The sequence below is a fragment of the Paenibacillus sp. LK1 genome, from assembly GCF_002750415.1.
Taxonomy (GTDB): domain Bacteria; phylum Bacillota; class Bacilli; order Paenibacillales; family Paenibacillaceae; genus Paenibacillus; species Paenibacillus taichungensis.
The window spans coordinates 177,097-202,726 of sequence record NZ_PEII01000005.1; the positions used below are offsets into that span (position 1 = coordinate 177,097).

The window sequence follows — 25,630 nt, forward strand, 5'->3', positions numbered from 1 at the left end:
CTCAACTTTTCGCACTACAAACAGGAGTAAACAACATTACGCAAGCGGGGATGAACATAAGGCTCCTGATTGTTCAGCAGATGCTGCGCATACATAACCGTAAGTTCAGAGTCTGGATCAATAATGGCCATGCAGCCGGCAGCACCACTCCATCCGAATTCACCAATTGGGCTTAACGAACCGCTGCCCGCTTTGGAGATATGTGTACGTACACCCAGCCCATAACCATACCCGCCCATATGATCCCAGGAATAATCATTACGGGTCAGATCGTTCAGATGGTCTGTGCGCATCAGCTCAATTGAAGCCTGTGACAGAATGCGAACGCCATTTGGACTTGTTCCTTTTCCCGTCAGCGCACTAAGAAACAGTGCATAGTCGCTAACGGTGGACAATAGTCCGGCACCGCCGCTCTCCAAATCCGTGCCTACCCGGAATCCGTTTCCGTCCATTCGTACGGCTTTTTCAAGCTCATCATTGTAAGCATACTGCGGAATCAGGCGAGTCTGCTGTTCCTCGTTCAGGTCGAATGCCGTATCGTTCATACCTAGCGGTCCGATAATTTCTTCTTGCAGATATTTACCAAAACGTCTGCCACTCACAACCTCCACCAAAGCTCCGAGCACATCGTGACACATGCTATAGTTCCAATGCGTACCTGGCTCAAACAGAAGCGGTTCCTTGGCAAGCGCTTTCGCGAAGTCTCTTGTCGATAATATTCCGTTGGTGCTCTGCACAGCTTCCTGAATGCTTGGCGAGCCAACATCATAGGAGAACCCGGCAGTCATCGTAAACAAGTCGCGTACTGTAATCGCCTTTGTCGCTTTTTCCAATCTGACCTCGCCGCTCGATAAAGTTTTCTTCACCGTCATCTCGGCATATTCCGGCAGATAATCAGATACCGGATCGCTCAGCAGCATTTGCCCTCTCTCTACAAGTTGAAGTGCTGCCACACAGGTCATAATTTTCGTCATGGAGTAGAGATTAAAGATCGCCCCCTCGCCGATGGGCGTTTGCTCCTCCAGATTGGCGTAACCATTCCGGTAACGGAAAACGGTATCATTTTGATGCATCACTAGGACTTCTGCCCACGGAATTCTCCATGATGTGATGCGGTCAATAAATGACGCAAGCGGTTTAAAGTCCATATTTCCCCGTCCTTCTATGTAGAATCGTTTATCAATGCACATAGTGGATCTGTGTTCATACACATGACCCACATAGTATTAATATACGACCATTCACATGCATTGACCATATCTAATAGAAAGCAACTTTTCGACAATCTGTACCGATTTTAGAATCGGTACGATTACTAGAGTGTCTTGACCATGATAAAATCGATTTGTTCCTCGTCCCCCATATAAAAAGAGTGTGAGCCCGTTTGCACAAATCCCATCTTCTTGTAAAAAGCAATGGCATTGTCATTCTTTTCCCATACTCCGAGCCAGATTTCCTTCTTTTTGTGTTCCAGTGCCGTATCCATCGCTTTATTTAGCAGATATTTACCTAGTCCGTGCTTTTGGAATTTATTCCTGATATAAATCCTCTCAATTTCGAGTGAAACATCACTCATTTGTTCGGATTGGGCGCCATCTCTGTTCACTTTTAGATATCCGGCAAGTTCATCATTGTAGTAGACGAAGAAGATGTCTGAACAGCTATTAGATAACTCGGCTTCCAACTGTTTAGCGTTAAATGCTCTTTCGAGATAGGCCCTCATATTGTCAAGGGAATTCTGATCTTTGAATGTATCGTTGAATGTTTCTATACTTATTTCTTGTAATTTTAGTAAATCCTCGTGACTGCATGCTCTTATTTCCACTGTCATTCTGATATATCTCTCCTTCTATGAATCAATTACTTATTTGAAAAGAGTTCAGTTTTTTGTTGCAAATACAACATTTATTATATTTTTAATCTACTCCAAATTTGTATAGTTTGCAACATAAAATAATGAGACCAGGCAGATTAAAATACGTAGCAAACGTTTTCGGAATGTTTAATAAGTTTTCCTCGGTCAGTCTATTTAAGCAGTATTTCTTTATATTCTGTCGGACTAAGTCCTGTATATTCCTTAAACACCTTGGAGAAATAATGCTGATCACTGAACGATAACAGATCTGATAACTCCTTAAACTTCATATCCGGTTGACATTCCATTAGTCTGCATGCTTCCTTGATTCTAAGCTTTGTATAATACTGAACAAATGTGACTTGCGTTACTTTTTTAATGACTCTGCTAACGTAGGAGGGGCTGACGTGAAACTTCATTGCAATGTCATTGATGGATATTTGGGTGTACTTGTTCCGTTTGATGTACTCATCCATTTGCATAAACAGATCTTCTCTGCTTTTCCGACCATGGGATTGAAGCATATCAAAACATTGTCCAATCCATTCCGTTAATTCACGGCAGAAATCACCATATGTTTCTTCATCGAACAGTTTTTTTGCTCTAAGCTCCAAACCAAGCCTAATTCCCGCCCCTTGCTCTTCAACCAAATGTGCGAATGTATCCACTACTAAATTGATAAATCGTTCCAATTCTTTCACATGTACGTTATCCTCCGTCCATCGATTCATCAACTCGGACAGCTTAAGGGCAAACTGCTCCTTCTGACGAGCTTGTATCATGTGGACAAAAGCCAACTCCAGTGTGGAATCCAGACAACCTGCTTCAGTTCTTGTTATGGAAACCGGATTTCCGCTATCCAGCACCAATCCATTGTTCAATCGCTGGTGAATCGATAAGATGGACGATATTTGATGATAAAGCTCAGACAGATTTGCATCTTGAGACCATAGCAGCTGCCCCGCGATTGTAGTGTCCATACCTTGTACATCTAAATGACGGCGCAACGATTCGAGACACTCATGTACAGAAGAATACAAATCAAGAATCCCCCTGTTTACAAAAACGATGAATTGCTGCGGAGTTTGACTTAGAAACACTTTACATGGACGAGGAGCAAAAAAATCTTCTAAAGAAGCCTGTAATGTCTTTTGTCCCCATCGTTCCCGTTCCGAGGTGAAGGGCTGCCTGCGCAGAATGATCATCATTTGGGCCAAAAAAGCAGCATGGTCTCCTGGCTTAAGTTCAGCATAACTATGGGGATCAACGATCTCCTGCAGCTCATGGAAGTACCTAGACCTCGATTGTTCAAGCTGTTTAATAACTCTGCCCATGACTTCCTCCAGCGCCTCAGGCTCGACGGGCTTCAGCAAATAGTCGAACACCTGCAAATTCAATGCTTTTCGTGTATATTCAAAATCGCTATACCCGCTAATTAGAATGACCCTCAATTCAGGCTGGGCAAGCTTCGCCTGCTCAATTAGTGATAAGCCATCCATCTTGGGCATTCGAATGTCTGTCAACAGGAGATCGATAGGCTGCTTCTGAAGTGCTTCTAACGCCTCTTCCCCATTTGTGGCCGTAACTGCCACGTGAATGGGAAAATCCAGCTTATCCAACAGCATTTTAATATTGCGCAATATAGGTTTGCTATCCTCAACGATCATGATATTGTACATAGTCTATCCCTCCTGTGCTCAGTAAAAATCCCTCGTCATCGATCCGATGATTTGAATGGTTGCTCCTTTTTCCTTGTCTGAATGATTGTTGTAGATGTTAAATAAAAGCCGATTGCTATACATCAGTTTAAGTCGATTCACGCTATTGACGATCCCCATGTTGCCAAGAGCTGTCTGACGATCAGGGGTTTGATTCATTCCGGAGCCGGACTTCTGTATATTGGACAAAATCTCTTCTATTTTGTTTGGCTGGAAGCCCTCTCCGTTATCTTTGATCTCCAATGCCCATAATCCGTTATACTGCTTCACGGTAATTTGGATACGCCAGGGAGGTGTGGTATTAAAGAAAGCGTGCTCAATACAGTTTTCAACAAAAGGCTGAATGACCAGCCGCGGCAGCCGGATTTCACTCGTCAGTTCATCAGCATCGATGTTCCATTCCAAATCTTCTTCATACTTTTGTTGTACCAACGACAAGTAATGTCTTGTATGCTCAAGCTCATCCGTCATCGTCACATGTGCATAGGGAGATGAAACAATATAACGTAAACTGTCTGACAGATGTTTGCACATATCGGACACGACCTGGCTTCTCCCCTCTTGAGCAGCAATACTGATCAAATAAAGGACGTTATGAAGAAAATGGGGAGCGATCTGAGCTTGTAATGCGGAATTCCGCGCAGTGACTTCTTCATGTAACGCCTTCTTCTCACGATCAATGGATTGCTGTAAACGTTCCATCAAGTCCTGAAAAGCTTCATTCAACAGCAGCAGGTCGTTATTTTTAGGTCGTTCATCAACTTTCAGCTTCATATTGCTGTAGTTGATGCGCCAAATCTGGCTGCGAAGCTTACGAATGGGAAGCAACAGGTTGCGTGTGGAGAAGAAAATGTACACGAAAGAAATGAGCATTAAGGCCGTAATCAGCAAAATGGACATGCTTTGTACGGAACGGATCGAGCCTAATACCGAATCTTTCGGCGTTATTATAAAAGTAATCCAACCCGTCTGGTGAGATGTAGAATGCGTAACGTAATTATTTTGTTCATCAACTGCCAGTCCTTCGTCGGATAATGGTTCTTTCCACTCCAATTCGTTCTTTCTCATTTCCAAGCCAGTCATTTGCTCACCTTGCTTGTTCAAAATGAATACATCTCCCGCAGTAATTCCTTCCGTAAGGTTTTGAATGTAAGCTTGATCCATTTGAATACTAAGATATCCGTATAACTTGCCATTCTGATCGTTGACCGTACGGACAAAGGAGATCGTGTCTGCATCTCGAAGCAGAATAAAACCGTTCCCTGTCCACTCTCGTCCACTTCTACTTTTTTCCGTTAAGGCACTTAACATTGTTGGAGGATGCCCTGAACCCAGATACGATGTGAGCAGCACACCTTGTTTATCATAAATGGACATGTCCTTGATGTTCATGCTGGGGCCAATAGCCTGAAACATGATATCTTTTAGTTTCCGAATCTGCTTCAGTCTTTCATAATTGCTTGGTGCTGAAGAGCTCTTGTCCATCGTTGCGAAGATGTCCTTATTGGACAATATGCGCTGGGACATCTGGTTTTGCTGCTCTACGTATAGGTCAACCTGTTCTCGTACCTTTGTGGCAGTGACCAGTATATCCTCCTCTGTCTTTTGTGTAAGCGGGCGGATAACGACAAGGTTCACATAAACGATAAAGCAGCCCAGCACGAACAAAAGAAGGGCGAGAAATGTCAATAATACTTTTGTCTGCAAGCTGAATTGTGTGGCTCTATGTTTAAATTTACCCATGCTTCGGGAAGCCTCCTGTCTTGTCATGCTGTGAAACTCGTCTGGATCATGTCTTAATGTAGCATGGGTTCGAATGAAATGATAGCGATTTCAAGTTCAGGATTTTACACATAAATATTCAAGCACAGACATGTACCGGAGAAGAAGTGGATTTTATAATTGAATTTGTAAACGGATTCATTACATGTTTCAGAGGGGGATTTACGTTGAACATGCATAAAAGAAAAAAAGCAGCATCCATTGTACTGGCGAGCTTGTTGTCCATCTCACTGACCGCTTGCGGATCAGGTGGCACTGATTCTGATACGTCTGCAAGCAGTGGAAATAAGAACAGCAAGGTCACACTGGAATTGGCCATTTCGAAGAGTTCACAGGATTCTGCCTTTATCCAGCAGGATATTCTCGATGAATTTGAAAAACAGACCCATATTTCTGTTAATCTGCAGCTCATTCCGGCTGAGCAAACAACGACCGTACTGCAAACCAAGCTGGCTGTAGACGAAACGCCCGACATCATTCAATACAATTTGGCCAGTGCGGTTACGGATTTGAATCTTGAGCGCAATTTCGAAATACTGGATAACGAGTCCTGGGCCAGCAGAATTGTAAACAAAGATGTACTTTCCGCTGCCGGTCATATCTACAGCTTCCATGTCAGCCAAGATACGGGCATGCAAGGCGTCGTGTACAACAAACAGATTTTTGCTGACCTTGGTCTGTCCATCCCTACAAGTTACGAACAATTTTTGGCGATCTGTGAAAAAATTAAAGCTGGCGGCATCACCCCTGTATTCATGCCCTATAAAGATGCATGGGCTGCGAACATTTGGCCAGCGGCAGCATTTGCCGATTTTGTAGCCAAAAATGATCCGTCTTTTTTTGATGAACTCAACAGCAACAAAAGAAAATGGTCCGATATTCCCGAGTTCAAAACATTTTTGCAGCAGCAATACGAAGTCTACACCAAGGGGTATACCAATACGGATGTGCTGAGCGACAGCTATGACATGGCGGTTGGCAAATTCCTGAACAAGGAAGTCGCCATGATGTTTATGGGAGATTGGTTAATCGAAGGCGTAGCAGAACAGGATCCAAGCATGGAACTCGGCGTATTCCCAATTCCGTCTTCCGATGATGCCAAACTGGGTGCAAGTCCGCTTGGAGGACAGCTGTTCATTCCGAAAAAGGCTAAGCATTTGGATGAAGCCAAACAGTTCCTGGACTTTATCGCCTCCAAGGAAATTGCGCAACAGATCGTCGATTCCAAGGGCTATGTATCCAATTTTAGCGACGTTACTACACCGGAGTTACCTGCTTACAAACAGGATATCGTCGACAATTACATCCTGCCCAAGAAAACTGTGTTGACCACGGATGCTTACATGCTGGTAGATCGAAGTGAGCTATACAGACTGTTACAGGATCAATTCGCTGGCGGTTTGACTCCGGAGGAAGTTCTGAAATCCTGGGATGAGAAGTTCAGTCAACTGATGCAGGATAAAGGCGTTTCCGGTTTCTAAGAAATGAAATACAGGGCAGCATGTCATTCCTGAATGATGTGCTGCCTAGCCATAACGGAGTGTGAGACATGAAAAGGGCTAAAAATTTATATTCGTATTACATGGTATTTCCGGCACTACTCATCTACTCTATCTTTTTTGTCATTCCAGCAATTGCTGCTTTCTACTACTCCTTTACGGATTGGCGTCTGGATCGAATTGATCTGAAGTTTATCGGATGGGACAATTTCGAGAAAATTTTCTCAGACAAAACGCTTATTTTGGCGCTTAAAAATACGGCAATTTTTGCCGTTGTTACGGTTGCTGGCAAAAATATTATTGGTCTGCTATTAGCCGTAGCCCTAAATATGAGATTAAAAACGAAGAACCTGCTGCGCGCAATTTTCTACTCCCCTTCCATACTGAGCATTCTGGTCATCAGCATCTTGTTCACACCAATGCTGCGTACAGAAGGTACAATCAATCGTGTATTGGAAGCAGTCGGATTACATTCGTTGAGCCAGGCTTGGTTGACCAATCCTTCCCTTGTCATCTGGACGATTGCCATAGTATCCATCTGGCAAAGCGCCGGATTCCAAATGGCCATCTATCTGGCTGGTTTACAATCCATTTCTCAAGAATACTATGAAGCCGCTACGATTGATGGAGCAAGCTCCTGGAAAAGTTTTTTCAAAATTACACTGCCCCTTTTGCTGCCAGCCATCAATATTAATCTGATGTTGACGCTGATTGGTGGGCTTAAAGTATTCTCGGAAGTGTATGTCATGACTGGCGGAGGTCCAGGCAACGCTTCACAAGTTGTGGGAACAATTATTCTCCGCTCCTTCGGCGAAGGAAACTGGGGACTTGGTACCGCAGTCAACACACTTCTGTTTGTGGCGGTCACGATTATTGCTATACCGCTATTGATTTTCATGCGGCGCAAGGAGGTTACGGAATAACATGGGATATACACGCAAACTCGCTATTCGCAACTATGTTGTTGAAGGATTTCTGCTCCTCGCCTCTCTGCTCATTCTGTTGCCTCTGGTGATTCTAATATTAGGTTCGTTTAAAACGAGCGCTGAAGTACTCAGCTTCTCCTTGAGTTTGCCGGATAAATGGCAGTTTTCAAACTATGTCCGAGTATTTGAAGAAGGCGGTCTGTCCCGAGCATTCCTGAACAGCATCTGGATTACAGGGATCTCGTCCATTATCAACATTGTGGCTTCCTCAGCAGCATCCTTCATTCTGGCACGCCGGGACACAAAACTTTCAAACACAATATATATGTATTTTTTCATGGGACTGATTGCGCCGATGTCGATCATTACGACGATTCGGGTCGTACAGGGATTGGGGTTTTACGGCAGCATATCTAGTGTCATCCTGATTTATGCTGCGCTTAATACCGCTTTTAGCGTATTTTTGTACAGCGGATTTATCAAAACCATTCCAAAAGCGCTGGACGAGGTCGCGTTTCTGGAAGGTGCCAGCGTATTCGGCGTGTTTTTCCGTATTGTTACACCGCTCATTCTGCCCGTTAACGCAACGGTAGCGATCATGGTGTTTATGTCGGTATGGAATGATATTACGATTCCGGTGTACTTCCTTACGAATAGTTCAACGTGGACTATGCCGCTTTCGATCTATAATTTTTACGGCAAATACAGCCGCGATTGGAATTTGATTTTTGCAAATCTTGTACTGACTTCACTTCCTGTGTTTATCCTCTACTTGTTTGGACAGAAATATATCGTTAGCGGACTTACTGCAGGTGCAGTCAAAGGGTGACCATTGGTATTTAAATAGAAATAAACTTAGGACGCTTTTGGGAAATCAACTCCCAAAGCGTTTTTTTGTCATACTATCTTGACGTTTATTTACAATACACACTTCTTTGTTTATTTCTGAACAAATTCAATGAATCTAACAATTGATTATACATTTCTCCCTTATATAATAATAGATAGATGTTCATTACTGTATAAATGTAAATTTAAATTACACATCAGTGTTACTACAGTAATGGATGCCATTCATTTTATCCCATGCAATCCATTCATGTTGAAAGGAGATGCTACGATGGACAGACCCTATACGATTTGTCATATGCTTAGTTCGTTGGATGGCAAAATTATCGGGGATTTTCTGGAAGATGATCGGTCAGCCTACTTCATTCATGAGTATGAACGTATCCATGACCGCTACGAGTGTAATGCTTGGATGTGCGGACGAATCACGATGCAAGAGCATTTTGCACATGAATATATTCCTCCATCCAATCAAGACAAGCAGTCCCCCATTCCTCGAACGGACTATATTGCGCAGAAAGACGTTGAAACTTATGCCGTCGCTATAGATCAACACGGCAAATTGGCTTGGAACCACAATTATATATCTCAAGAGAATGGCAACAGAACAACGGATCACATCATTGAAGTCCTGACTGAAGAAGTTCCCGATGCTTATCTCGCATATCTGCAAGAATTGGGCATCTCTTATATCTTTGGTGGAACGAAAGAGCTGAACGTTGTGACGGTTGTTAAAAAATTGAAAGCATTGTTCTCCATCGATCGATTACTGCTTGAAGGCGGCGGTGTCTTAAACGGTTCTTTCCTGAACGAAGGTTTGATCGATGAGCTGAGTCTCGTATTCGTTCCTTTTGCAGAGGCAAGCTCTCCAGCTTTGACCATGTTTGAGAATAGTTCGAGTTTCAAAGAAACCTTCCCCGTTCATTTTGAATTGATAAGAGTCGAACCAATGGAACATAACGGATTGTGGATGACTTATCGAGTAGAAGGAAATTCTAAATAATTCTTAAATGTACAACGAATGGAGGATCACATAGCTATGGAAAAAAAACAAACTGCTGGACGAGATATATTGGGTGACTTCGCCCCCAAATTTGCAGAGTTGAATGACGATATTCTATTTGGCGAGGTATGGTCACGAGTAGAAGAATTATCTAGTCATGATCGCAGTATGATTACCGTCTCTGCACTTATTGCCGGTGGAAATTTCGAACAATTAACCCCACACCTTCATAAAGCAAAGGAAAATGGAGTAACTCGTAATGAAGTGTCCGAAATGATTACTCACCTTTCCTTCTATGTGGGCTGGCCTAAGGCATGGTCTGCGTTCAATATTGCAAAAGATATTTTTAAATAAAATAGAAAGTAGGGAACCATTATGACAAACGAACATTTGAGTAATAGCACCATCTTCCCGCTGGGAAAAAAAGTAGAAGCCAATTTTATTGGAGACGCGTATCTGGAGATGGTTTTTACAGATGAAACTCCACTAAACACTAGCATTGGAAATGTCACTTTTGCGCCAGGAGCACGCAATAATTGGCATTCACACGCTGTAGGTCAAGTGTTACTTGTTACAGGTGGTGAAGGCTGGTACCAGGAAGAGGGTAAACCTGCACAATTACTTAAAACCGGAGATGTTGTAAATATCGCTCCGAACGTTAAGCACTGGCATGGGGCAACAGCCGAAAGCTGGTTTGTGCATCTGGCTATGACACCAGGACAAACGGAATGGTTAGAGCCTGTGAATGATGAGTGGTACAACGCGCTCTAAGGCGAAGGAATCTGTATCTAAATGAAAGGAATGAAATTGAATATGTCTAATATTGCGGGTAAAGTTGTAATTCTTACGGGAGCATCCAGTGGGATTGGAGAAGCTACCGCGAAAGTTCTTGCTTCGAAAGGAGCCAAGCTGGTATTGGCAGCTCGCCGGGAAGAACGTTTAGTACAATTGCAAAGAGAAATTCGGAACAATGGTGGTCACGCTATTATCAAACCAACAGATGTGACTTCGCATACTCAAATGGAAGATTTGGCTGAATATGTACTAAGCGAATTTGAAAAAATTGATGTTCTAATCAACAATGCAGGAAGCATGCCTCAAGCCTTTCTTTTCAAGAAAAAAGTTGATGAATGGGACAATATGATCGATGTAAACATTAAGGGTGTCCTCTATGCTATTGCAGCAGTTCTTCCGTCTATGAGAGAACAGAAATCAGGTCATATTTTGAACCTTTCCTCTGTTGCCGGACATAACATATATCCAGGTGGAACCGTATACTGTGGAACGAAACATGCCGTCACAGCCATCTCCGAAGGCTTGCGCCAGGAAGAAGCCATGAGCGGCACAAATATCAGAGTCACCAATATTTCTCCAGGCGCTGTCAGCAGCGAGTTACTGGAAACGACAAGTGATCCTGAGTCCAAAGCAGGTTTAGATGAGTTCTACAAATCCGCTATTGATGCAGATCACATCGCACGTGCAATCGCATTTGCAATCGAGCAACCATCGGATGTAGCGATTAATGAAATGATCATTCGCCCAACGGTTCAAGTGGGTTAGTGGTATGATTCTCGATATTTTGATAAATTCGTCGTATCATTAATACAACAGAAAATCCAATCGCAATGTTATGAGCGATTGGATTTTCTGTTTTTATAGTTGCAGTTCAAATGGTAAAGGCCCATACAATCTATTATAACACAATTTAAATTGTGCTAGTGTCAATCACGAATCTGTACTTCACATCTGAAGCTAATACACGTTGGTATGCCTCGTCAATTTGGTCAGCTGAAATGACTTCGATCATAGGAACGATACTATGTTCTGCACAGAAATCAAGCATTTCCTGAGTCTCACGGATGCCCCCGATCATTGAACCTGCAAATGAGCGACGGTGACCGATAAGGGACATCACATTCACTGCCAACGGCTCTCCAGGAGCACCCACATTTACCAGCGTGCCATCCAGTGTGAGCAGTGAGAAATAAGCATTGATGTCGATATTTGCACTTACCGTGTTAATAATCAGATCAAAAGACCCGGCGAGTTTTGCGAACGTATCAGGTTCACTTGTGGCATAGTAATGATCTGCCCCGAATTGCAAACCATCCTCTTTTTTCTTCAATGATTGTGATAGAACAGTTACTTCTGCGCCCATGGCATGTGCAATTTTGACAGCCATATGACCCAGTCCACCCAGACCTACAACCGCTACTTTTTTACCTGGTCCCGCTCCCCAATGATTTAGCGGCGAGTATGTTGTAATACCTGCACATAGTAGAGGGGCAGCGACATCCAGCTCGATGTTGTCCGGAATACGAACGATGAACTCTTCGGTTACGACGATGTGAGTGGAGTACCCACCTTGTGTAGGTTCGCCGTACTTATCGACACCCGCGTAGGTAGGAACATTTCCTTTGAGACAGTACTGCTCTTCTCCTTGGCGGCAGTTCTCACATTCGCCACAGGAATCAACCATGCACCCCACCCCTACTCGGTCACCAACTTTGTACTTTGAAACTTCGGCTCCTACATCGGTGACAATTCCTGCAATCTCATGTCCAGGTACGAGCGGATAGTTTACGGGACCCCATTCGCCGTGAGCAGTATGGATGTCAGAGTGGCAAATACCGGCATATTTAATCTCGATCAGAACATCGTGCAAATCCAGATCGCGTCGTTTAATCTCAGCCGCCCGGAATGATTGGTCCGGACCGTCAACAGCTCGTGCTTTAGCAGTTATCATCATAAAACCTCCTAAGATTGTCATTCTTCCTTTTCTCTTGCAAAACTATCTTAATCCCTCTAGTTAACTCTAGGTCAAATGTCTTTTGAGATTTTGACATCCTACAACCTGCGTGGTAAAATCCCAAAAGAAATTAGAGTTAGCTCGAAGTCTATATTAGTACGAAAAGAGGAACATAAATGACATATTCAATTAGCGAAGTTGCTAAAGAATTGAATCTAACCGTATATACATTGCGTTACTACGACAAGGAAGGACTCATGCCCTTTGTAGAACGTACCCCTGGCGGAGCTCGAAACTTCAAAGAATCAGACATCGATTTTTTAAAGATCATTCAATGTCTGAAATCTACCGGGATGCCGATCAAGGATATCAAAGATTTTATTGCATGGTGTTCCGAGGGTGACTCCACCTTGCAGGAGCGATATGACATGTTTACCGAACGTAAGGCTAGTGTAGAAGCACAAATGGAAGAACTTAGAAAGACTATGGAAGTTATTGAACATAAACGTGCATATTACAGGACTGCTCTCGATGCTGGAACGGAAGAGATTCATAAAAGCAATCGAATGGGGAACTTCATTGCTAACTAAAATCGTTATATTTAACTCACAAAAAAGAGCCCAAACGTCTATAGACGTTTAGGCTCTTTTTGTTCAATCCACTTTAGCTTGACGTTATATTGTTAATAACCCATATCCTTTAATATTTTGGATAATGTACGCAAACGCTCGCCGATCATTTCATCGTCATCACTCAAAGCTTGGCTGAACAGTTTAATATCTTCATTTATTCTCTCATTGTCCGTACAGATCTCCACGGACATTGCATCCCCTTGTAGGCCAACACGATCGATGACAGGCTGCTCTGGGTCATATAAATTCTCATATCTATAGGCCTCACGAAAATGTTCCAAGGACCGACAGATCAGAATGGACAAATCCAGCACACGATGGAGAGGCAGTTCTTCAGATTGTCTGGACCACTTTTCTCCGGTATATCTCCATACTTTGGCTGAAATATCAACCTTTCCTCTATCGTTCCACTGGGCCAATCCCAGGGAAAGACCTTTTGCGTCCGTGTTTCCGGCCATACGGCCGTCAACCTTTTCATAATTATCCGATACGACAACAGGTTTATGTTTTAACGTTGTAGGTATTTTCAATTTATTCCCTCATTCCGTTTACCTTTTTTACTAATTTACTAAACGACGGTTTCATCTTATCTTGATTTTAACCGTTAGTCAAATCAGTTTCCTGTTACATGATTTAATTCTTTGGAGGTCTATTATAGCCCTTGTCTCCGTAAGGCTGTAACTTCTGAAACCACGGCTTCAGGATTTGTTTTTGTTCCCAACGTATATCCGTCACCTTATCGATGTCCTTCTGTTCCAGTACCTCATAAGTGAATGCCTCTTCTCCGAATTCTCTCCATTCTTTTTGTAACTCGGCATTCGCAAATCTTCCTTGATCCAGCTGCATCTGCAGAGTAAACCATTTGTTTTTCAAGTTGGGATAGCTGTCGATATAGATTTTTCCGTTTACTTTGTTTTTAATTTGGGCTACGCCCATATACGTCTTGATCTGCTTATATTCCTCCAGTAGCTCCCTGCGCTTATTCATATCCATCTCTCTATCTCCTTATCGTTTCAATTCTCTTTCCGTCATAGTGATGGAGTTCCCTCGGCAACTTTATTTCTTCTTTCAATGACAATAGGGAGCAATAGTAGCGCACCAATAATCACAAAAACACCACTCGCTATAAATACACTAAGCAGGGAAAACGTATCCTTGAGATACCCGGAGGTAAGCATGCCAACCACCATCATTCCCATAAAAATCGGCATGATCGCTCCGGACACCCGGCCAATAAATGCCCCTTCCGTATTCCGCACAAGAAGCGTCTGAATCCCACCTTGGATACACGGGAAGAACAATCCGCTGATTACGAGCAGAATAATGGTTAACCAAATTTGTGTTGATGCGCCCATTCCGACCGTACAGATCGCATTAACAAGTAAGCCGACTAAAAGCAGTAACTGTGGCTTTACTTTTTTAGCGATCCCGATAATTACAGCACCTCCGACCAACATGGCCGCCCCATTTGCCATTACGAGCCATTGTAAGAATTCTTTATCCTGACCCAAATTTTCAATGACAAGAAAGAGCTGAAGCGGCTGAGTCAATCCTGATGCCAAACCAACTGCCGAAAAGGTTAATCCCAGTGTTCTCAAGGATTTATTTGCCCCGATATAACGCAGGCCATCCGTGAGCTCTTTAACGAAGCCGCCACGATTCCCTGATTTCTCCTCCTCTACATCTCGGGGAAGCGATAATAATACAAGCGAAGAGCCCAGAAACATGACCGCTGTTAGGATGAGGGATACGCTAATGCCAAACTTAAGGAAAATAAACGTGCCGATGACTGGCCCCAAAACCATAAAGACAGCAACAAGCGTTTGGGACATCGCCATAACACCCTGCAATTGTTCGGCTGGTACATGCCGTTTGTACAGTTTCATCGCGGAAGGCTGAGAAAACTGTGACAAGCTGGCAGAAACGAAAGACCCAATCAGAAGTGCAACCCATCCACCATTTATGACTGCAAGCAATACAACGGCAACGGACAAACCTGATAATAAATCGCTCCATACCATTGTTTTTTTCGGCCGCCATCGATCGGCAAAGGTACCGCCAATCAGACCAAATATAAAGATCGGTGAAAATTCCGCTACCGAAATCAATGAAATATCAACCGGATTATTATGCGTCAATTCGGAAACATAAAGAAGCACCGCATAATTACGGATCCAAATTCCGAGCTGCAAGAGCACCCGGGAAAGGATAATTGTTCGAACATATGGATTGGCAAACATGTTAATACCCCATATCCTTTAAGATTTTTGCTAACGTTCGCAGCCTTTCAGTATTCATTCCATCATAAAGCAACTGCTTCTTTCATTTTTATTCCTCCTATTCCCCAACTTTTGATTTAGTAATTTACTAAATTACTAATTTACTAAATCACGGCTTCATTCTATACAGGATATCTTCCTTCGTCAACCGTTTTTTTGAATGCTTCCTTTTCAATTCTGCTTTTGAACAAAAAGTGATCCATGGGAAAAAGGTGCTGTTCAGCTTATTTTCACAATAATTTTTGTGCTAGAAATGTATCCAATAAAACAAAAAAAGCCGCTAAATTAGCGGCTTTCCGTGCTCGAACATGTATGATATGTCTTTTCAAATTGCTTACACTCAATGAAGTCACACTTGTGGACCAGAGAATCAGACTTCAGGGGCTACTAATTAGGACTTGGAATCGAATAATCTACTTTAGGAGCAGTGGCTCCCTCCGGCTTTAATTGAATGGACCGCTGGCAGATCGCTGTGATCACAAAAGCCATCAGAGCTAGTAGCACAGCTACTGGTGGCACCCAGTTTAAACCACCTAAATTGACAGCAAGCCCGCCAATTCCGGAACCGAGTGCTATCCCTACGTTTGCTGCCACGGGTAGCAATGTGGACGCAAACGGTCTGGAATTCGGCGCGATCGCTCCGGAGACGTCGAACAGATAGAGCTGGGACGCTGCGCTCATGGATGATGACAGGCAACCGATCATGAACAGGAACGCCAAGCCCAACCACAGGTGAGACACGGTGAAGCTGAGTCCCAGAAAGATTGCAGCTTGAATGACGAAAAGCCATTTGAGCTTGGGCAAGAAATCTCCTTTGGCTATTTTGGCACCGATCCAGTTGCTCAGTATGCTGCAGGCACCGTAGATAAGGAGTACAGCGCTAATCCAACGTGCAGGTACACCCATGGAGTTCCCCAGCAAAGGAGTAATATAAGTGAAAATCACAAAAATACAACTGTTTCCAAGAACCGGAATCAAGCAGGCCAGCAATATGCGCGGCTTCATAAATAGCGCCATCTGATCACTGAATGAACCCGCAATGGTCGTCGTTTGTCGCGGAAGAATCCGGAACATGAATATGAATGGCACAACCCCAATGCCTGCTGTAACAACAAACGTCATGGACCAGTTCAGATGCTGTCCGATGAAGGTTCCGAGCGGAACGCCAAGCACATTGGCAATGGAAAAGCCACCCAGTATCCAGGCAATCGCTTCCCCTCTCCGTTCCCGGTTAACTGCATCGCTTGCAATCGAGATCGAAAGCGATATCGTAAGTCCGCATGCTACGGCTGAAACGACCCGAATAACCATCAAGGAATAGAACGTCGTTGAGAAAATGGTAAGTACGTTCAAGGCAAGCACGACTGCAAACCCGATTAAAATGGAGTTTCTTCGGGGAATTCTGGCCAAGAAAGCAACGGCAAACGGTGTTCCGATCGCATAGGCAATAGCAAAGCCAGATACGAGCGCGCCTGCGGCAGCCAGTGACACTTTCATATAAGTTTCGATTTCCTTCAATACGCCCACAATTACGTATTCGGTTGTACCCAATACAAAGCTAACCAATGTAAGTGTTAAAATAAGTAAATTTTCTCTTTTTCTAGTCAAAAATAAGCCCTCACATTTCTCTCTAATGTTGCAAACGTTTCATTTTCTTAAATGGATTCCTTTCTTAACAGATTTTGCTTTCACATCCCTTCAATTCGATATATAGTACATATTATTGAATAGTGAAATTGTACTGTCAGACATGCTAAGCGACAATCAAGGTTGTTGTGATCTTCATCCAAAACATTATGTATGTTGTCATTTCACCATAGAATCTTGAAGGGAAGACATTAATGAATACACGCCATGAGCCAGACCGACTGCATGAAGATCAAGATTGCATTATTATTTATGTAGGGAAGTTGGCAGATAATCCTCATTGGAGTTTTCCTACCCATAAGCATGACGATTTGCATGAGATTATTTATGTTAATGAGGGACAGGGCTCGTTCACGATTGATGGGACAAAGCACTCGGCTCAAAAGGGAGATGTTCTTGTATACAATAAGGGAACACTTCACGAAGAAAGATCGGACCCGGAATTCCCTTTATCCACCTTTTATTGCGGCTTTCGTTTCAAAGAGGGTACTCGTGTCAACAATGATTGGGTTGTTCCACCTGGTAGTGATCCAGTTGTTCGTGCCAATCGTTATTCCGAAGAGATCCGTTCGTTAATGCAGACCATGTTCAATGAATTTTCAATCCGGGAAGAAGGATACAACTCTATCTCTCATCATCTGTTGAATGCCGTTCTGCTGATTATCAATCGCATGTCTCACCATCAGCGCACAGCAAATGAGATCGTTCGAAGCAATACCCTCGCTGAAAGTATCAAAGATTATCTGGACACGAACTATCGTCAAAATATTAAGCTGAAAGACTTGGCTGATCAATTCCATATCGACTTCTATTACTTGATTCATATGTATAAAAATTGCTACGGTACCTCCCCTTATCATTACCTCATTCAGCGAAGAATGGGAGAAGCGACCCGATTGTTGGTTTCAACCAAGAAAAAAGTATGGGAAATCTCCAAATTGGTTGGGTACGAGAACCCAAACTACTTTACGATTCTATTTACCAAAACAGTCGGTGAATCTCCGAGAAGTTTTCGCAAAAGAAACCAAAAAGACATGTTCGGTGACCCTTCCAACTAAAAAACAGGTAGCTTGAGGGCTACCTGTTTGGTCATGCGTCAATAAGAGTATGTCCATGTTTATTGGCAAGTCCTTATATTTGCCACTCATGTTTTATCAATTAAGTGCTTCGTTAGGGGCTTCATCCGAGTCTGGTTCAACATGAACATGGACAGTGTATACCTCATGTTCCCTTAACAATTCGTCTTCTACATTTGTTGAAATATCATGAGCTTTCTGAAGATCCAAATCCGATCGTACCAGAATTACCACATCGACAACGGCATTATTACCGTAATTCCGGGCTCTTAAGTCTTTTACCGCCTCTACGCCATCTACACTGGCGATTGTACTCCTGTATTCCTTGATTAGCTCTTCGTCAAATCCATCCGTAAGATGGTGTGTTGCTTCACGAAAAATGTCCCAAGCGGTTTTACATATTAGAAATCCCACTGCTACAGCTGTTAATGGATCAAGCCATGGTAGGCCGAATTGTGAACCAATAATCCCTATAACTGTCCCTATACTAACCCAGGCATCAGAAATATTATCTTTTGCAGCCGCCATAACCGCCTGGCTCTTGATCTTCAAAGCAAGTCTCTTGTTATATCTGTATACGAGATACATCACAGCGGCACATAAAATGCCTGTCCAGGCTGCCATGATGTCCGGAGATTCGCTTTTCCCCTGGAAGACGGATGTAATCGCTCCGTAAAGCACTTGCAGCCCAACTACCATCATTATGAAAGACGCAACCAGTGAGGCAACGGTCTCTGCTTTCCAATGTCCGTATGTATGATCTTTATCAGCAGGTCGTTGAGCAAGTCTCAGACCGATAAGAACCGCGATCGAAGCTATAATATCGGTAGCATTGTTTAACCCATCGGCTTTTAAAGCTTCAGAATTAGACATATAACCGATAATCATTTTAATTGCAGTCAAACAAATATAAGCAATAATACTGATAATTGCTCCCTTTTCACCTAGTTTTAAGTTCTCATACTTTATTTGCTCCACGAAACGTAATCCCCCTGATCCCAACTGTTTTCTAGCACTTTACGATGGTATCATCACGATGTTGTGTGGGTCTAGAGAAACGTTTTGAACCAAGTAAAACAATGTCTGTACAACGAAAGAGTTTGACCTCGGCCAAAAAAAGTTGCGATAAGTAAACTTTTAGATATTGTGAATCGCCCCCCTTCTCCAGTCACAATGCTCCTCTTTACTTCGGTCTGCCCCACCTTTTCCGCCATATGGCTTGACTCTGGTATCGTACCAGGGTTTATCGTGATGTATAACAAATATGGCTTTACAAATCAGGAGTGGATGAAGATGATGTTGCAAAAACAGTTTGACCAAGTGTTTAAAATTATGAAGCAATCGTTTCCCGCAGCCGAATATCGGGAATATTCAGAACAGAAGAAGCTGCTGTCCCATTCATGCTATCGCCTTCTTACAGAGGAAAATGAGCAGAATGAAGTGATTGGCTTTCTCGCAGGCTGGGAGTTCGAGTCGTTCAGATATGTTGAGCATTTGGCTGTTTCTCCGAACATTCGTGGAGACGGCATAGGCAAGCGATTAATGGAGCGTTTCATGAACCAGTCAGACAAGCCGGTTATATTGGAAGTTGAATTGCCAGAAGATGAGCTAAAGCGGAGAAGGATTGGATTTTATGAGCGCCTGGGATTCTGCCTGGGAGATCATTCTTATGTTCAGCCACCCCTTCGTGCTGTAAGTCAGCAAACCTTACCTTTACAGATCATGAGTTATCCGGCAAAGTTGACCCCGACACAATTTGAAATGGTGAGAAAATTGCTGTATAAGGAAGTGTATGGCGCGACTTCAGCATACGCGCACGCATATAATAGTTAATTGCAAACGAGGAAGAAAACCGATGAAAAACGATTATAAAATCAATGAAATCTCGAAGCTTTACGGAATAGGTGTTGACGCGCTGCGTTATTACGAAAAATTAGGATTGCTCGTGCCTCGGCGAGACGGAAACGGATATCGTCTGTACAGCCTTCAAGATATGTATAAGCTGAACATCATTCGGGACCTGCGCCAGTTGGATTTTACCATGCAACAGATCAAAGCGTATTTAGATCAGCAAAGTGTCGAAAATACACTTGAACTGTTATTGACTGAACAGGAAATGATTAAGGAACAAATAGCCAAACTTGAAACTACCCAGCGTATTATTCAAGGCAGAATCAAGGTGTTAACTGATGCCAGCAAAATTCAGACAGGAGTTTTCTGTATCAAAACGTATCCTGACCGGCCGTGTCTGCAGCTCAATACACGCATAACTCGGGATGAGGAGATGGATTATGCCATTAAAAAGCTACATCAAAAACATAAAAGTCATATTCCGGACTTTGGAAACCAATTATATGGTGCATCCGTGTCGCTTGAGGAACTAAAACATGGCGTGAAGGATGTTTTTAACTCCGTCTTCTTTATCTTCGATCCTGACGAAGCCAGAACGATCGATTACGATTACATGCTGCCAGCTGGTGAGTATCTTTCCCTTTTTTATCGGGGTAACTACCGTCAAAGTTATGAAAAAATGCTTGAGGTCGTTGCTTATGCGAATGAAAAAGGGCTCTGTGTAATGGGGGATCCTTTTGAAATCTATGAAATTGATAATCGTGATACGATCATTACCGCGCAATTTCTGACCGAAATACAGTTGCGGATTGTCAAAGAATGATAAACTCCTTAAGGTAGAAGTTATTGGATACGACGACTTGATACTATAACTTCTACCTTTATAACAAAAAAAGCCGCTAAATTATTAGCGACTTTTTGTATGTTAGTATGTTAAATCCTTTTCTCTGCGACAGTAACTCCAACTCATTGTAGTGATTAGTGAATATCTTTCTTTTTGAAATTTCCGCCCTTCACTTCGGCTACGTCGTACACTACAATAAAAGCGTTGGGATCAATTTCGTGAATGATATCCTTGATTTTGCTTTCTTCCATACGGTTGATTACGCAGGTAATCTCTTTGAATTGTTCATTGGAATAACCACCGTAAGCATCGGTATAGGTTGCTCCACGACCTAATCGGTCACGAATGGTTTCGACCATGATTTCCGGTTGATTGGTGATAATTTTAAAGGTTTTGGAGCCGCTCAAACCTTCTTCAACGATATGTATCACTTTGGAAGCGATGTAATATGCAAGTGCGGACAAGATCGCCCCTTGCAGACCAAATACAGTTGATACGACAATAAAGACAAACATGTTCAAGAATAAGATTAGATCACTGGTTCCAAAAGGTAATTTGCGTGAAAGCAGGACAGCCAACATATCGATTCCATCCAATGCTCCACCGTTACGTAGCGCCAAACCCATACCAAAACCGATGATAATCCCACCCACAACGGTAATTAATAGTGTATCCCCTTGAATAATCGTGGGTACATGGTGCATAAGGCTTGTACCCACAGCTAGCGAGGCAATACCGATAATGGAGTAAATAGCAAAGCTCTTACCTATTTGTTTGTAACCTAACCATACAAATGGAATGTTGATGATACCAATCAGCATCCCTAACGGTAAACCAAACAGTTGTGAACCAACGATACTAAGACCTGTCACACCACCGTCTGATACATTGTTTGGAATTAATACGGCTTCCAGTCCATACGAGGTGATAAAAGCCCCGATCATAATCAATAATACTTTGGAGATGATTTTCAGTTTGTTCGATTTTTGCACGTTCCTTTGATTCATTCCTTTTCCCCCTTGGACAATTAACCGATAAAAAATAGTCTATAATAAATATCACTATTTTGGCAAATTAATAATATTTATTAGCAGGACTGCTTCTGTTGATTGTATCAATTACTCCACAGCTCCAGTGGCGCCGATTCGAAGATCAACTTCCACATCAAAATCAGCTCGGGATAGTTCTTGCCCCCAGTTAGACTGCGCTTCCTTATATAAGGGGTATTGATATGCCCTGGCATAAAATCCAAACCCGAAAGGATCAATTTCATAGTCCTGGCACTTTTTGATGAGCGCCTCAATGTTTTTTTTCATTTCCTTACTCAATTTATTTTCCATTTCCTCAGAATTTTCCAAAAGTTCAAATTCAAGAAACTTTTCAGTTATAATAATGATCGACTTTACTTTAATTTTGTATTGAAATCTGCCATTTTCATAAAAGGATTTAGTTTTTACGGAAATATCGCCTAAAGAAAAACTCACCTTGTCGATGTTAAAGGGCAATGTTTGTTGTAGGTCATCAACCTGAAAAGTTAAACTGACCCCTGGCTCAGCTTGATTTTTCAAAATATGAAGAAGTGACGTTTCCTGATAAGACAGAGAAGTTCTGTATTGCCCTTTTTGGGATAAAAGAGTCGTTCCTTTTAGCATAATCTTGTTATTTTCGATCTTGATCTCCGAGATGGAAGGCGTCATCGCTCGGTCATTCAATTGTCTATGCAGCTCCTGCGCGGTTGTTTTCACAGTAGCTGAACTTCTACTGCCTGAATCCACAATCGCTTTTACAAATAAAGGTAACGGCGGTTGGTCTTTTGCTTGAAACTGAAAAATATCCGCAATAGAACCATCAAAAGCAACGATGCGATCGGTAATCGTATTCCGAGGATCACGGAACGTAACATCAAGCACTTTAAACCAATCCTTATATTGAAGCAATTGTTTTCCTATAATAATGACTTGATAATTACGTCCCGCAAGCGAACCCGGAAATTGGGCATCCTGCTGATTCCTCGACTGCCTTAAACCTTCTGCTATTCCTCCCCCTTCCCGGCTTTTCTTTTGAATGTCTTTACTGAATACAGGTGCAGATATATAATAATGGAGCTTTTTATCTATGACATCCAAACCAAGAGCCAATGGAACCGTTGCATCTTCTAAATTGGTTTTGTCGTTGGAGCAACCTGTGAGCGCAGCCAATAAAATACAAAACAGACTCGAGATCATGAATTTTACGCCCCATTTCATAAGTCTCGCCCCCGTCCCATCTTTTTGCGGATCGCTACATACAGAAGAATGCCCGCAGGCAGAGCAAACTCCATCATAAATCCAATGTAATTAAGTGCATAGTTTATTTGGGCTGATTCAATAAAGCTAGGCCGATAGAGGAAAAAGCTAAGTTCAATGACAACACACCACACTGCAAGGTGGTATCTTTCCTGACCCTTTCCCACCAGCGATGCAGAGCACTTCGACACCAGATACATGGAGGGAATCCATATGCATGAGAACACAAACAGATAAAATGCAATAAATAGCACTTCCACCCGCTCTATAAACTGGAATTCAATGGACTTCATAATGCTAATCACCGGGTCGTTATACTCCCCGATCTCATCTGGGCTAAAATACACGTAACAAATCAGCGTGATTCCCAAGTAAACCATGCAAGTAAGCGTGTTTGATATCATCATGGCAGGCAATGCCTTTTCTTTGTTAACTAGATGGGGATAGAGAAACAAAACTAAACCGATGCCAAGCATCGGATAGATCATAAATTTTATGGATGAAAGAACCGGAAACCATCCCTCTTTAAAGATGGGCAGTAAATAGAGCCAATGGGCATGACTCAGCGTAGATACATAAATGAACGGAATCCAAACGGAGAGCATCGTGACAATTTCACTATACCGGCCAATCGCCTGGAAACCATGTTGCGCAATCTGAAATGTGGGTATGAGCAGCAGCAGGACTAGAATATAAATATATGTGCTCGGCAATAACCATAATTTAATGACAAGTGAAGCAACCATATAACCGTCATATGCCAGAAGCAAATAATAGGCCATAAATATAAAAGCAGCCATTTTTGCTGCCCACACGCCAATATAACGCTGAATCAATTCTAGTATTGAGCTGTTTGGATTATATCTCATCACCTTGACGATCGCTATGGAGGCCAACGTCGCCAGTCCCCAGCCCAAGAAAATCACTAGCCAACCATCCGTCCCCGCATGTCTTGCGAGTTCTCTTGGAAGAGACAAAAAAGCAACGCTGATTTGGAAAGTAGAAATAATAAGAATGAATTGAAGCATAGTTACCGGACGAAAAGTCTTCATTTGCTAGTTTTTCTCCTTCCATCCTCTACTTTTCCCCTGGCGTCTTGACTGACGTGATTGCGTGCTTACGGGACGGTTGTTCATCATCCACAACGGTACCCGTAATAAGGTATCCTTCCAATCCGCAGCTCTAAATGGAGCTATAGGTGTGCTATAGGAGGTATTGAGCGAGTTTAATGTTATTAATCGGCCGATGATGGTCATCATACCCACGACTAGTCCGATGAACCCAAACCAGTTAGCGAGTATCATCATCATGAAACGCATGAGGCGTACAGCTGCCATCATATCTGGATTAGGAATAATAAAAGATGAGATAGCTGTAAAAGCGACGACGATAACCATCACATTGCTGATCAGCCCAGCCTGAACAACCGCCTGTCCAATGACAATACCTCCCACGATCCCTACGGTCTGCCCTACCGGAGCTGGAAGCCGAACCCCCGCTTCCCTTAGCATCTCAAGTGTGATTTCCATAATGATTGCCTCAACGAATGGAGGGAATGGAACTTGGCCCCTTGATTCACCAAGCGTTAACAACAGTTTCATCGGTATTATCTCAAAATGAAATGAAATGACTGATATAAAAAATCCAGGCAAAAAAATGGCGATGAAAAAGGCAAACATACGTAAAACTCTAAGAAATGACGAAATGGACCATCTGGAACTGTAATCATCAACCGTCTGAAAAAAGGACATGAAGGTAACAGGAGCTACCAACACACTGGGAGAACCATCGACCACAACGACACATCGTCCTTGCAGTATTTGAGAAGCAGCTGTATCCGGTCTTTCTGTCGTAATGATTTGGGGTAGTAAAGCAAGGGGTTGGTCTTCAATAAATTCTGCTAATTCTCCAGTGTTAATAATGGCATCCACATCTATGGATTGAATCCGTTCTTCGAGTACTTTAATCATCTCCGGTTTCGCCACATCTTCCAAATAAAGCAAGGATACTTCCGTTTGGCCTCGCTTCCCAACGATATACCGTTTGAGCTTTAACTCTTTGTCCGCGATATAACGGCGGATCATGGCTATATTTTGAGAACCGGTCTCAGTAAATCCTTGATGAGCTCCTTTCAGTGATGGCTCCTGCTGAGGATCCTCAATCGCTCGCTGCGGCAAACCTTTTGTATCTAGTGCATAGGCGATACTTCTTCCTTCGATAAACAGTACGCTATAGCCGAGGATAATGGAAAGTTTGAGATCATCCCACTTGGTATACGGCTTCATATATCCAACCGTTGTTATGAAGTCTTCGGAGGGGTTTCCGGTTTCGAGCTGAAGCGGAGCAAGAACATCATGATTAAGCGACGTTTTGTCAGTCAATGCTTCCATATAGATGATGGTAGCTTGTTCTCCAGTTTGTTTTATATGTAGCTTTCGAATGATCAGATCGGGAGTATCTGTGAAAATTTCTTCAATTCTAAGGATGGATTCGTCTAAACTTTTGGTGATGCTTTCATCTTTCCTGATCATGGCAGATTGTTCATCCACTACCCTAGCCTCCCTTCTTCCAGCAACTTTTCCTTATTATGACGATTATTGGAGACGATATGCATATCACTGAAATCTACTTCAAA

The 25,630-nt window shown here is 42.7% G+C and carries 25 protein-coding genes; 11 read left to right on the forward strand and 14 right to left on the reverse strand.

The features are described from left to right. Nucleotides 1–14 precede the first annotated feature (14 nt). The 4 genes from CS562_RS13010 to CS562_RS13025 all read right to left on the reverse strand — a co-directional run bounded on the left by CS562_RS13010 (nt 15) and on the right by CS562_RS13025 (nt 5,316). Entirely contained in the window at nt 15–1,148 is a 1,134-nt protein-coding gene (locus CS562_RS13010; protein WP_099856180.1) for a serine hydrolase domain-containing protein, read from the reverse strand. Between the two features lie 167 nt (nt 1,149–1,315). After that, nucleotides 1,316–1,831, reverse strand: a complete 516-nt coding sequence (paiA, locus tag CS562_RS13015; protein WP_099856182.1) for a spermidine/spermine N(1)-acetyltransferase — start codon at nt 1,829–1,831, stop codon at nt 1,316–1,318. Between the two features lie 194 nt (nt 1,832–2,025). Next, the gene (locus tag CS562_RS13020; RefSeq protein ID WP_076289197.1) at nt 2,026–3,534 is read right to left on the reverse strand and encodes a response regulator transcription factor; all 1,509 of its coding nucleotides are present in this window, start codon (nt 3,532–3,534) and stop codon (nt 2,026–2,028) included. An 18-nt stretch (nt 3,535–3,552) separates the two neighbouring features. After that, on the reverse strand, nt 3,553–5,316 hold the full coding sequence (locus tag CS562_RS13025; RefSeq protein ID WP_099856183.1) for a cache domain-containing sensor histidine kinase: 1,764 nt from the start codon (nt 5,314–5,316) through the stop codon (nt 3,553–3,555). Nucleotides 5,317–5,528: 212 nt separating this feature from the next. On the opposite strand from CS562_RS13025, the gene CS562_RS13030 reads away from it, so the two are divergent. The 7 genes from CS562_RS13030 to CS562_RS13060 all read left to right on the forward strand — a co-directional run bounded on the left by CS562_RS13030 (nt 5,529) and on the right by CS562_RS13060 (nt 11,192). Then, entirely contained in the window at nt 5,529–6,836 is a 1,308-nt protein-coding gene (locus CS562_RS13030; RefSeq protein ID WP_076289359.1) for an ABC transporter substrate-binding protein, read from the forward strand. A 68-nt stretch (nt 6,837–6,904) separates the two neighbouring features. Further along, a complete protein-coding gene (locus CS562_RS13035) occupies nt 6,905–7,777 on the forward strand; it encodes a carbohydrate ABC transporter permease (protein WP_076289195.1) in 873 nt (290 codons plus the stop codon). Between the two features lies 1 nt (nt 7,778). Continuing rightward, nucleotides 7,779–8,609 carry a carbohydrate ABC transporter permease gene (locus CS562_RS13040; protein WP_076289194.1) on the forward strand — a complete coding sequence of 277 codons (831 nt, stop codon included), beginning with the start codon at nt 7,779–7,781 and terminating at the stop codon, nt 8,607–8,609. 291 nt (nt 8,610–8,900) lie between these two features. Next, nucleotides 8,901–9,632, forward strand: coding sequence for a dihydrofolate reductase family protein (locus CS562_RS13045; RefSeq protein WP_180287118.1), 732 nt, complete (start codon nt 8,901–8,903; stop codon nt 9,630–9,632). 36 nt (nt 9,633–9,668) lie between these two features. Next, on the forward strand, nt 9,669–9,986 hold the full coding sequence (locus CS562_RS13050; RefSeq protein WP_099856187.1) for a carboxymuconolactone decarboxylase family protein: 318 nt from the start codon (nt 9,669–9,671) through the stop codon (nt 9,984–9,986). Nucleotides 9,987–10,007: 21 nt separating this feature from the next. After that, nucleotides 10,008–10,403: a cupin domain-containing protein gene (locus tag CS562_RS13055; protein ID WP_076289191.1), complete on the forward strand. Its 396-nt coding sequence runs from the start codon at nt 10,008–10,010 to the stop codon at nt 10,401–10,403. Between the two features lie 42 nt (nt 10,404–10,445). Continuing rightward, nucleotides 10,446–11,192, forward strand: coding sequence for an SDR family oxidoreductase (locus CS562_RS13060; protein WP_099856729.1), 747 nt, complete (start codon nt 10,446–10,448; stop codon nt 11,190–11,192). A gap of 145 nt (nt 11,193–11,337) precedes the next feature. Here CS562_RS13060 and CS562_RS13065 read toward each other — a convergent pair whose 3' ends face one another. Further along, on the reverse strand, nt 11,338–12,378 hold the full coding sequence (locus tag CS562_RS13065) for an NAD(P)-dependent alcohol dehydrogenase (protein ID WP_076289190.1): 1,041 nt from the start codon (nt 12,376–12,378) through the stop codon (nt 11,338–11,340). Nucleotides 12,379–12,557: 179 nt separating this feature from the next. Here CS562_RS13065 and CS562_RS13070 point away from each other — a divergent pair, with 179 nt between their 5' ends. Then, nucleotides 12,558–12,971, forward strand: coding sequence for a MerR family transcriptional regulator (locus CS562_RS13070; RefSeq protein WP_076289189.1), 414 nt, complete (start codon nt 12,558–12,560; stop codon nt 12,969–12,971). Nucleotides 12,972–13,063: 92 nt separating this feature from the next. Here CS562_RS13070 and CS562_RS13075 read toward each other — a convergent pair whose 3' ends face one another. The 4 genes from CS562_RS13075 to CS562_RS13090 form a co-directional block, all read right to left on the reverse strand. Next, a complete protein-coding gene (locus CS562_RS13075) occupies nt 13,064–13,543 on the reverse strand; it encodes a DUF6530 family protein (RefSeq protein WP_076289188.1) in 480 nt (159 codons plus the stop codon). A 103-nt stretch (nt 13,544–13,646) separates the two neighbouring features. Further along, the gene (locus tag CS562_RS13080; RefSeq protein ID WP_099856189.1) at nt 13,647–14,006 is read right to left on the reverse strand and encodes a GIY-YIG nuclease family protein; all 360 of its coding nucleotides are present in this window, start codon (nt 14,004–14,006) and stop codon (nt 13,647–13,649) included. Between the two features lie 35 nt (nt 14,007–14,041). Further along, nucleotides 14,042–15,253, reverse strand: coding sequence for an MFS transporter (locus tag CS562_RS13085; RefSeq protein ID WP_099856191.1), 1,212 nt, complete (start codon nt 15,251–15,253; stop codon nt 14,042–14,044). A 426-nt stretch (nt 15,254–15,679) separates the two neighbouring features. Next, nucleotides 15,680–16,900 (reverse strand): MFS transporter, encoded by a 1,221-nt coding sequence (locus CS562_RS13090; RefSeq protein WP_099856193.1) that lies wholly within the window; start codon nt 16,898–16,900, stop codon nt 15,680–15,682. Nucleotides 16,901–17,133: 233 nt separating this feature from the next. Between CS562_RS13090 and CS562_RS13095 the strand changes: the two genes are divergently transcribed. Next, nucleotides 17,134–17,997, forward strand: coding sequence for an AraC family transcriptional regulator (locus CS562_RS13095; protein WP_099856195.1), 864 nt, complete (start codon nt 17,134–17,136; stop codon nt 17,995–17,997). Nucleotides 17,998–18,093: 96 nt separating this feature from the next. On the opposite strand, the gene CS562_RS13100 is transcribed toward CS562_RS13095, so the two are convergent. After that, nucleotides 18,094–18,993 carry a cation diffusion facilitator family transporter gene (locus CS562_RS13100; RefSeq protein ID WP_099856197.1) on the reverse strand — a complete coding sequence of 300 codons (900 nt, stop codon included), beginning with the start codon at nt 18,991–18,993 and terminating at the stop codon, nt 18,094–18,096. Nucleotides 18,994–19,308: 315 nt separating this feature from the next. Here CS562_RS13100 and CS562_RS13105 point away from each other — a divergent pair, with 315 nt between their 5' ends. Next, nucleotides 19,309–19,848, forward strand: a complete 540-nt coding sequence (locus tag CS562_RS13105) for a GNAT family N-acetyltransferase (protein WP_099856200.1) — start codon at nt 19,309–19,311, stop codon at nt 19,846–19,848. A gap of 22 nt (nt 19,849–19,870) precedes the next feature. Continuing rightward, nucleotides 19,871–20,689 (forward strand): MerR family transcriptional regulator, encoded by an 819-nt coding sequence (locus CS562_RS13110; protein WP_099856202.1) that lies wholly within the window; start codon nt 19,871–19,873, stop codon nt 20,687–20,689. 155 nt (nt 20,690–20,844) lie between these two features. Here CS562_RS13110 and CS562_RS13115 read toward each other — a convergent pair whose 3' ends face one another. From CS562_RS13115 to CS562_RS13130, 4 genes are all read right to left on the reverse strand, one after another. Then, complete coding sequence (locus tag CS562_RS13115) at nt 20,845–21,717, reverse strand: YitT family protein (protein WP_076289180.1); 873 nt, start codon at nt 21,715–21,717, stop codon at nt 20,845–20,847. Nucleotides 21,718–21,828: 111 nt separating this feature from the next. After that, the gene (locus CS562_RS13120; protein WP_099856204.1) at nt 21,829–22,956 is read right to left on the reverse strand and encodes a Ger(x)C family spore germination protein; all 1,128 of its coding nucleotides are present in this window, start codon (nt 22,954–22,956) and stop codon (nt 21,829–21,831) included. Further along, nucleotides 22,953–24,047: a GerAB/ArcD/ProY family transporter gene (locus CS562_RS13125; RefSeq protein WP_099856206.1), complete on the reverse strand. Its 1,095-nt coding sequence runs from the start codon at nt 24,045–24,047 to the stop codon at nt 22,953–22,955. The genes CS562_RS13120 and CS562_RS13125 overlap by 4 nt, the downstream gene beginning before the upstream one ends. Nucleotides 24,048–24,050: 3 nt before the next feature. After that, on the reverse strand, nt 24,051–25,526 hold the full coding sequence (locus CS562_RS13130; protein WP_099856731.1) for a spore germination protein: 1,476 nt from the start codon (nt 25,524–25,526) through the stop codon (nt 24,051–24,053). Nucleotides 25,527–25,630 lie beyond the last annotated feature (104 nt).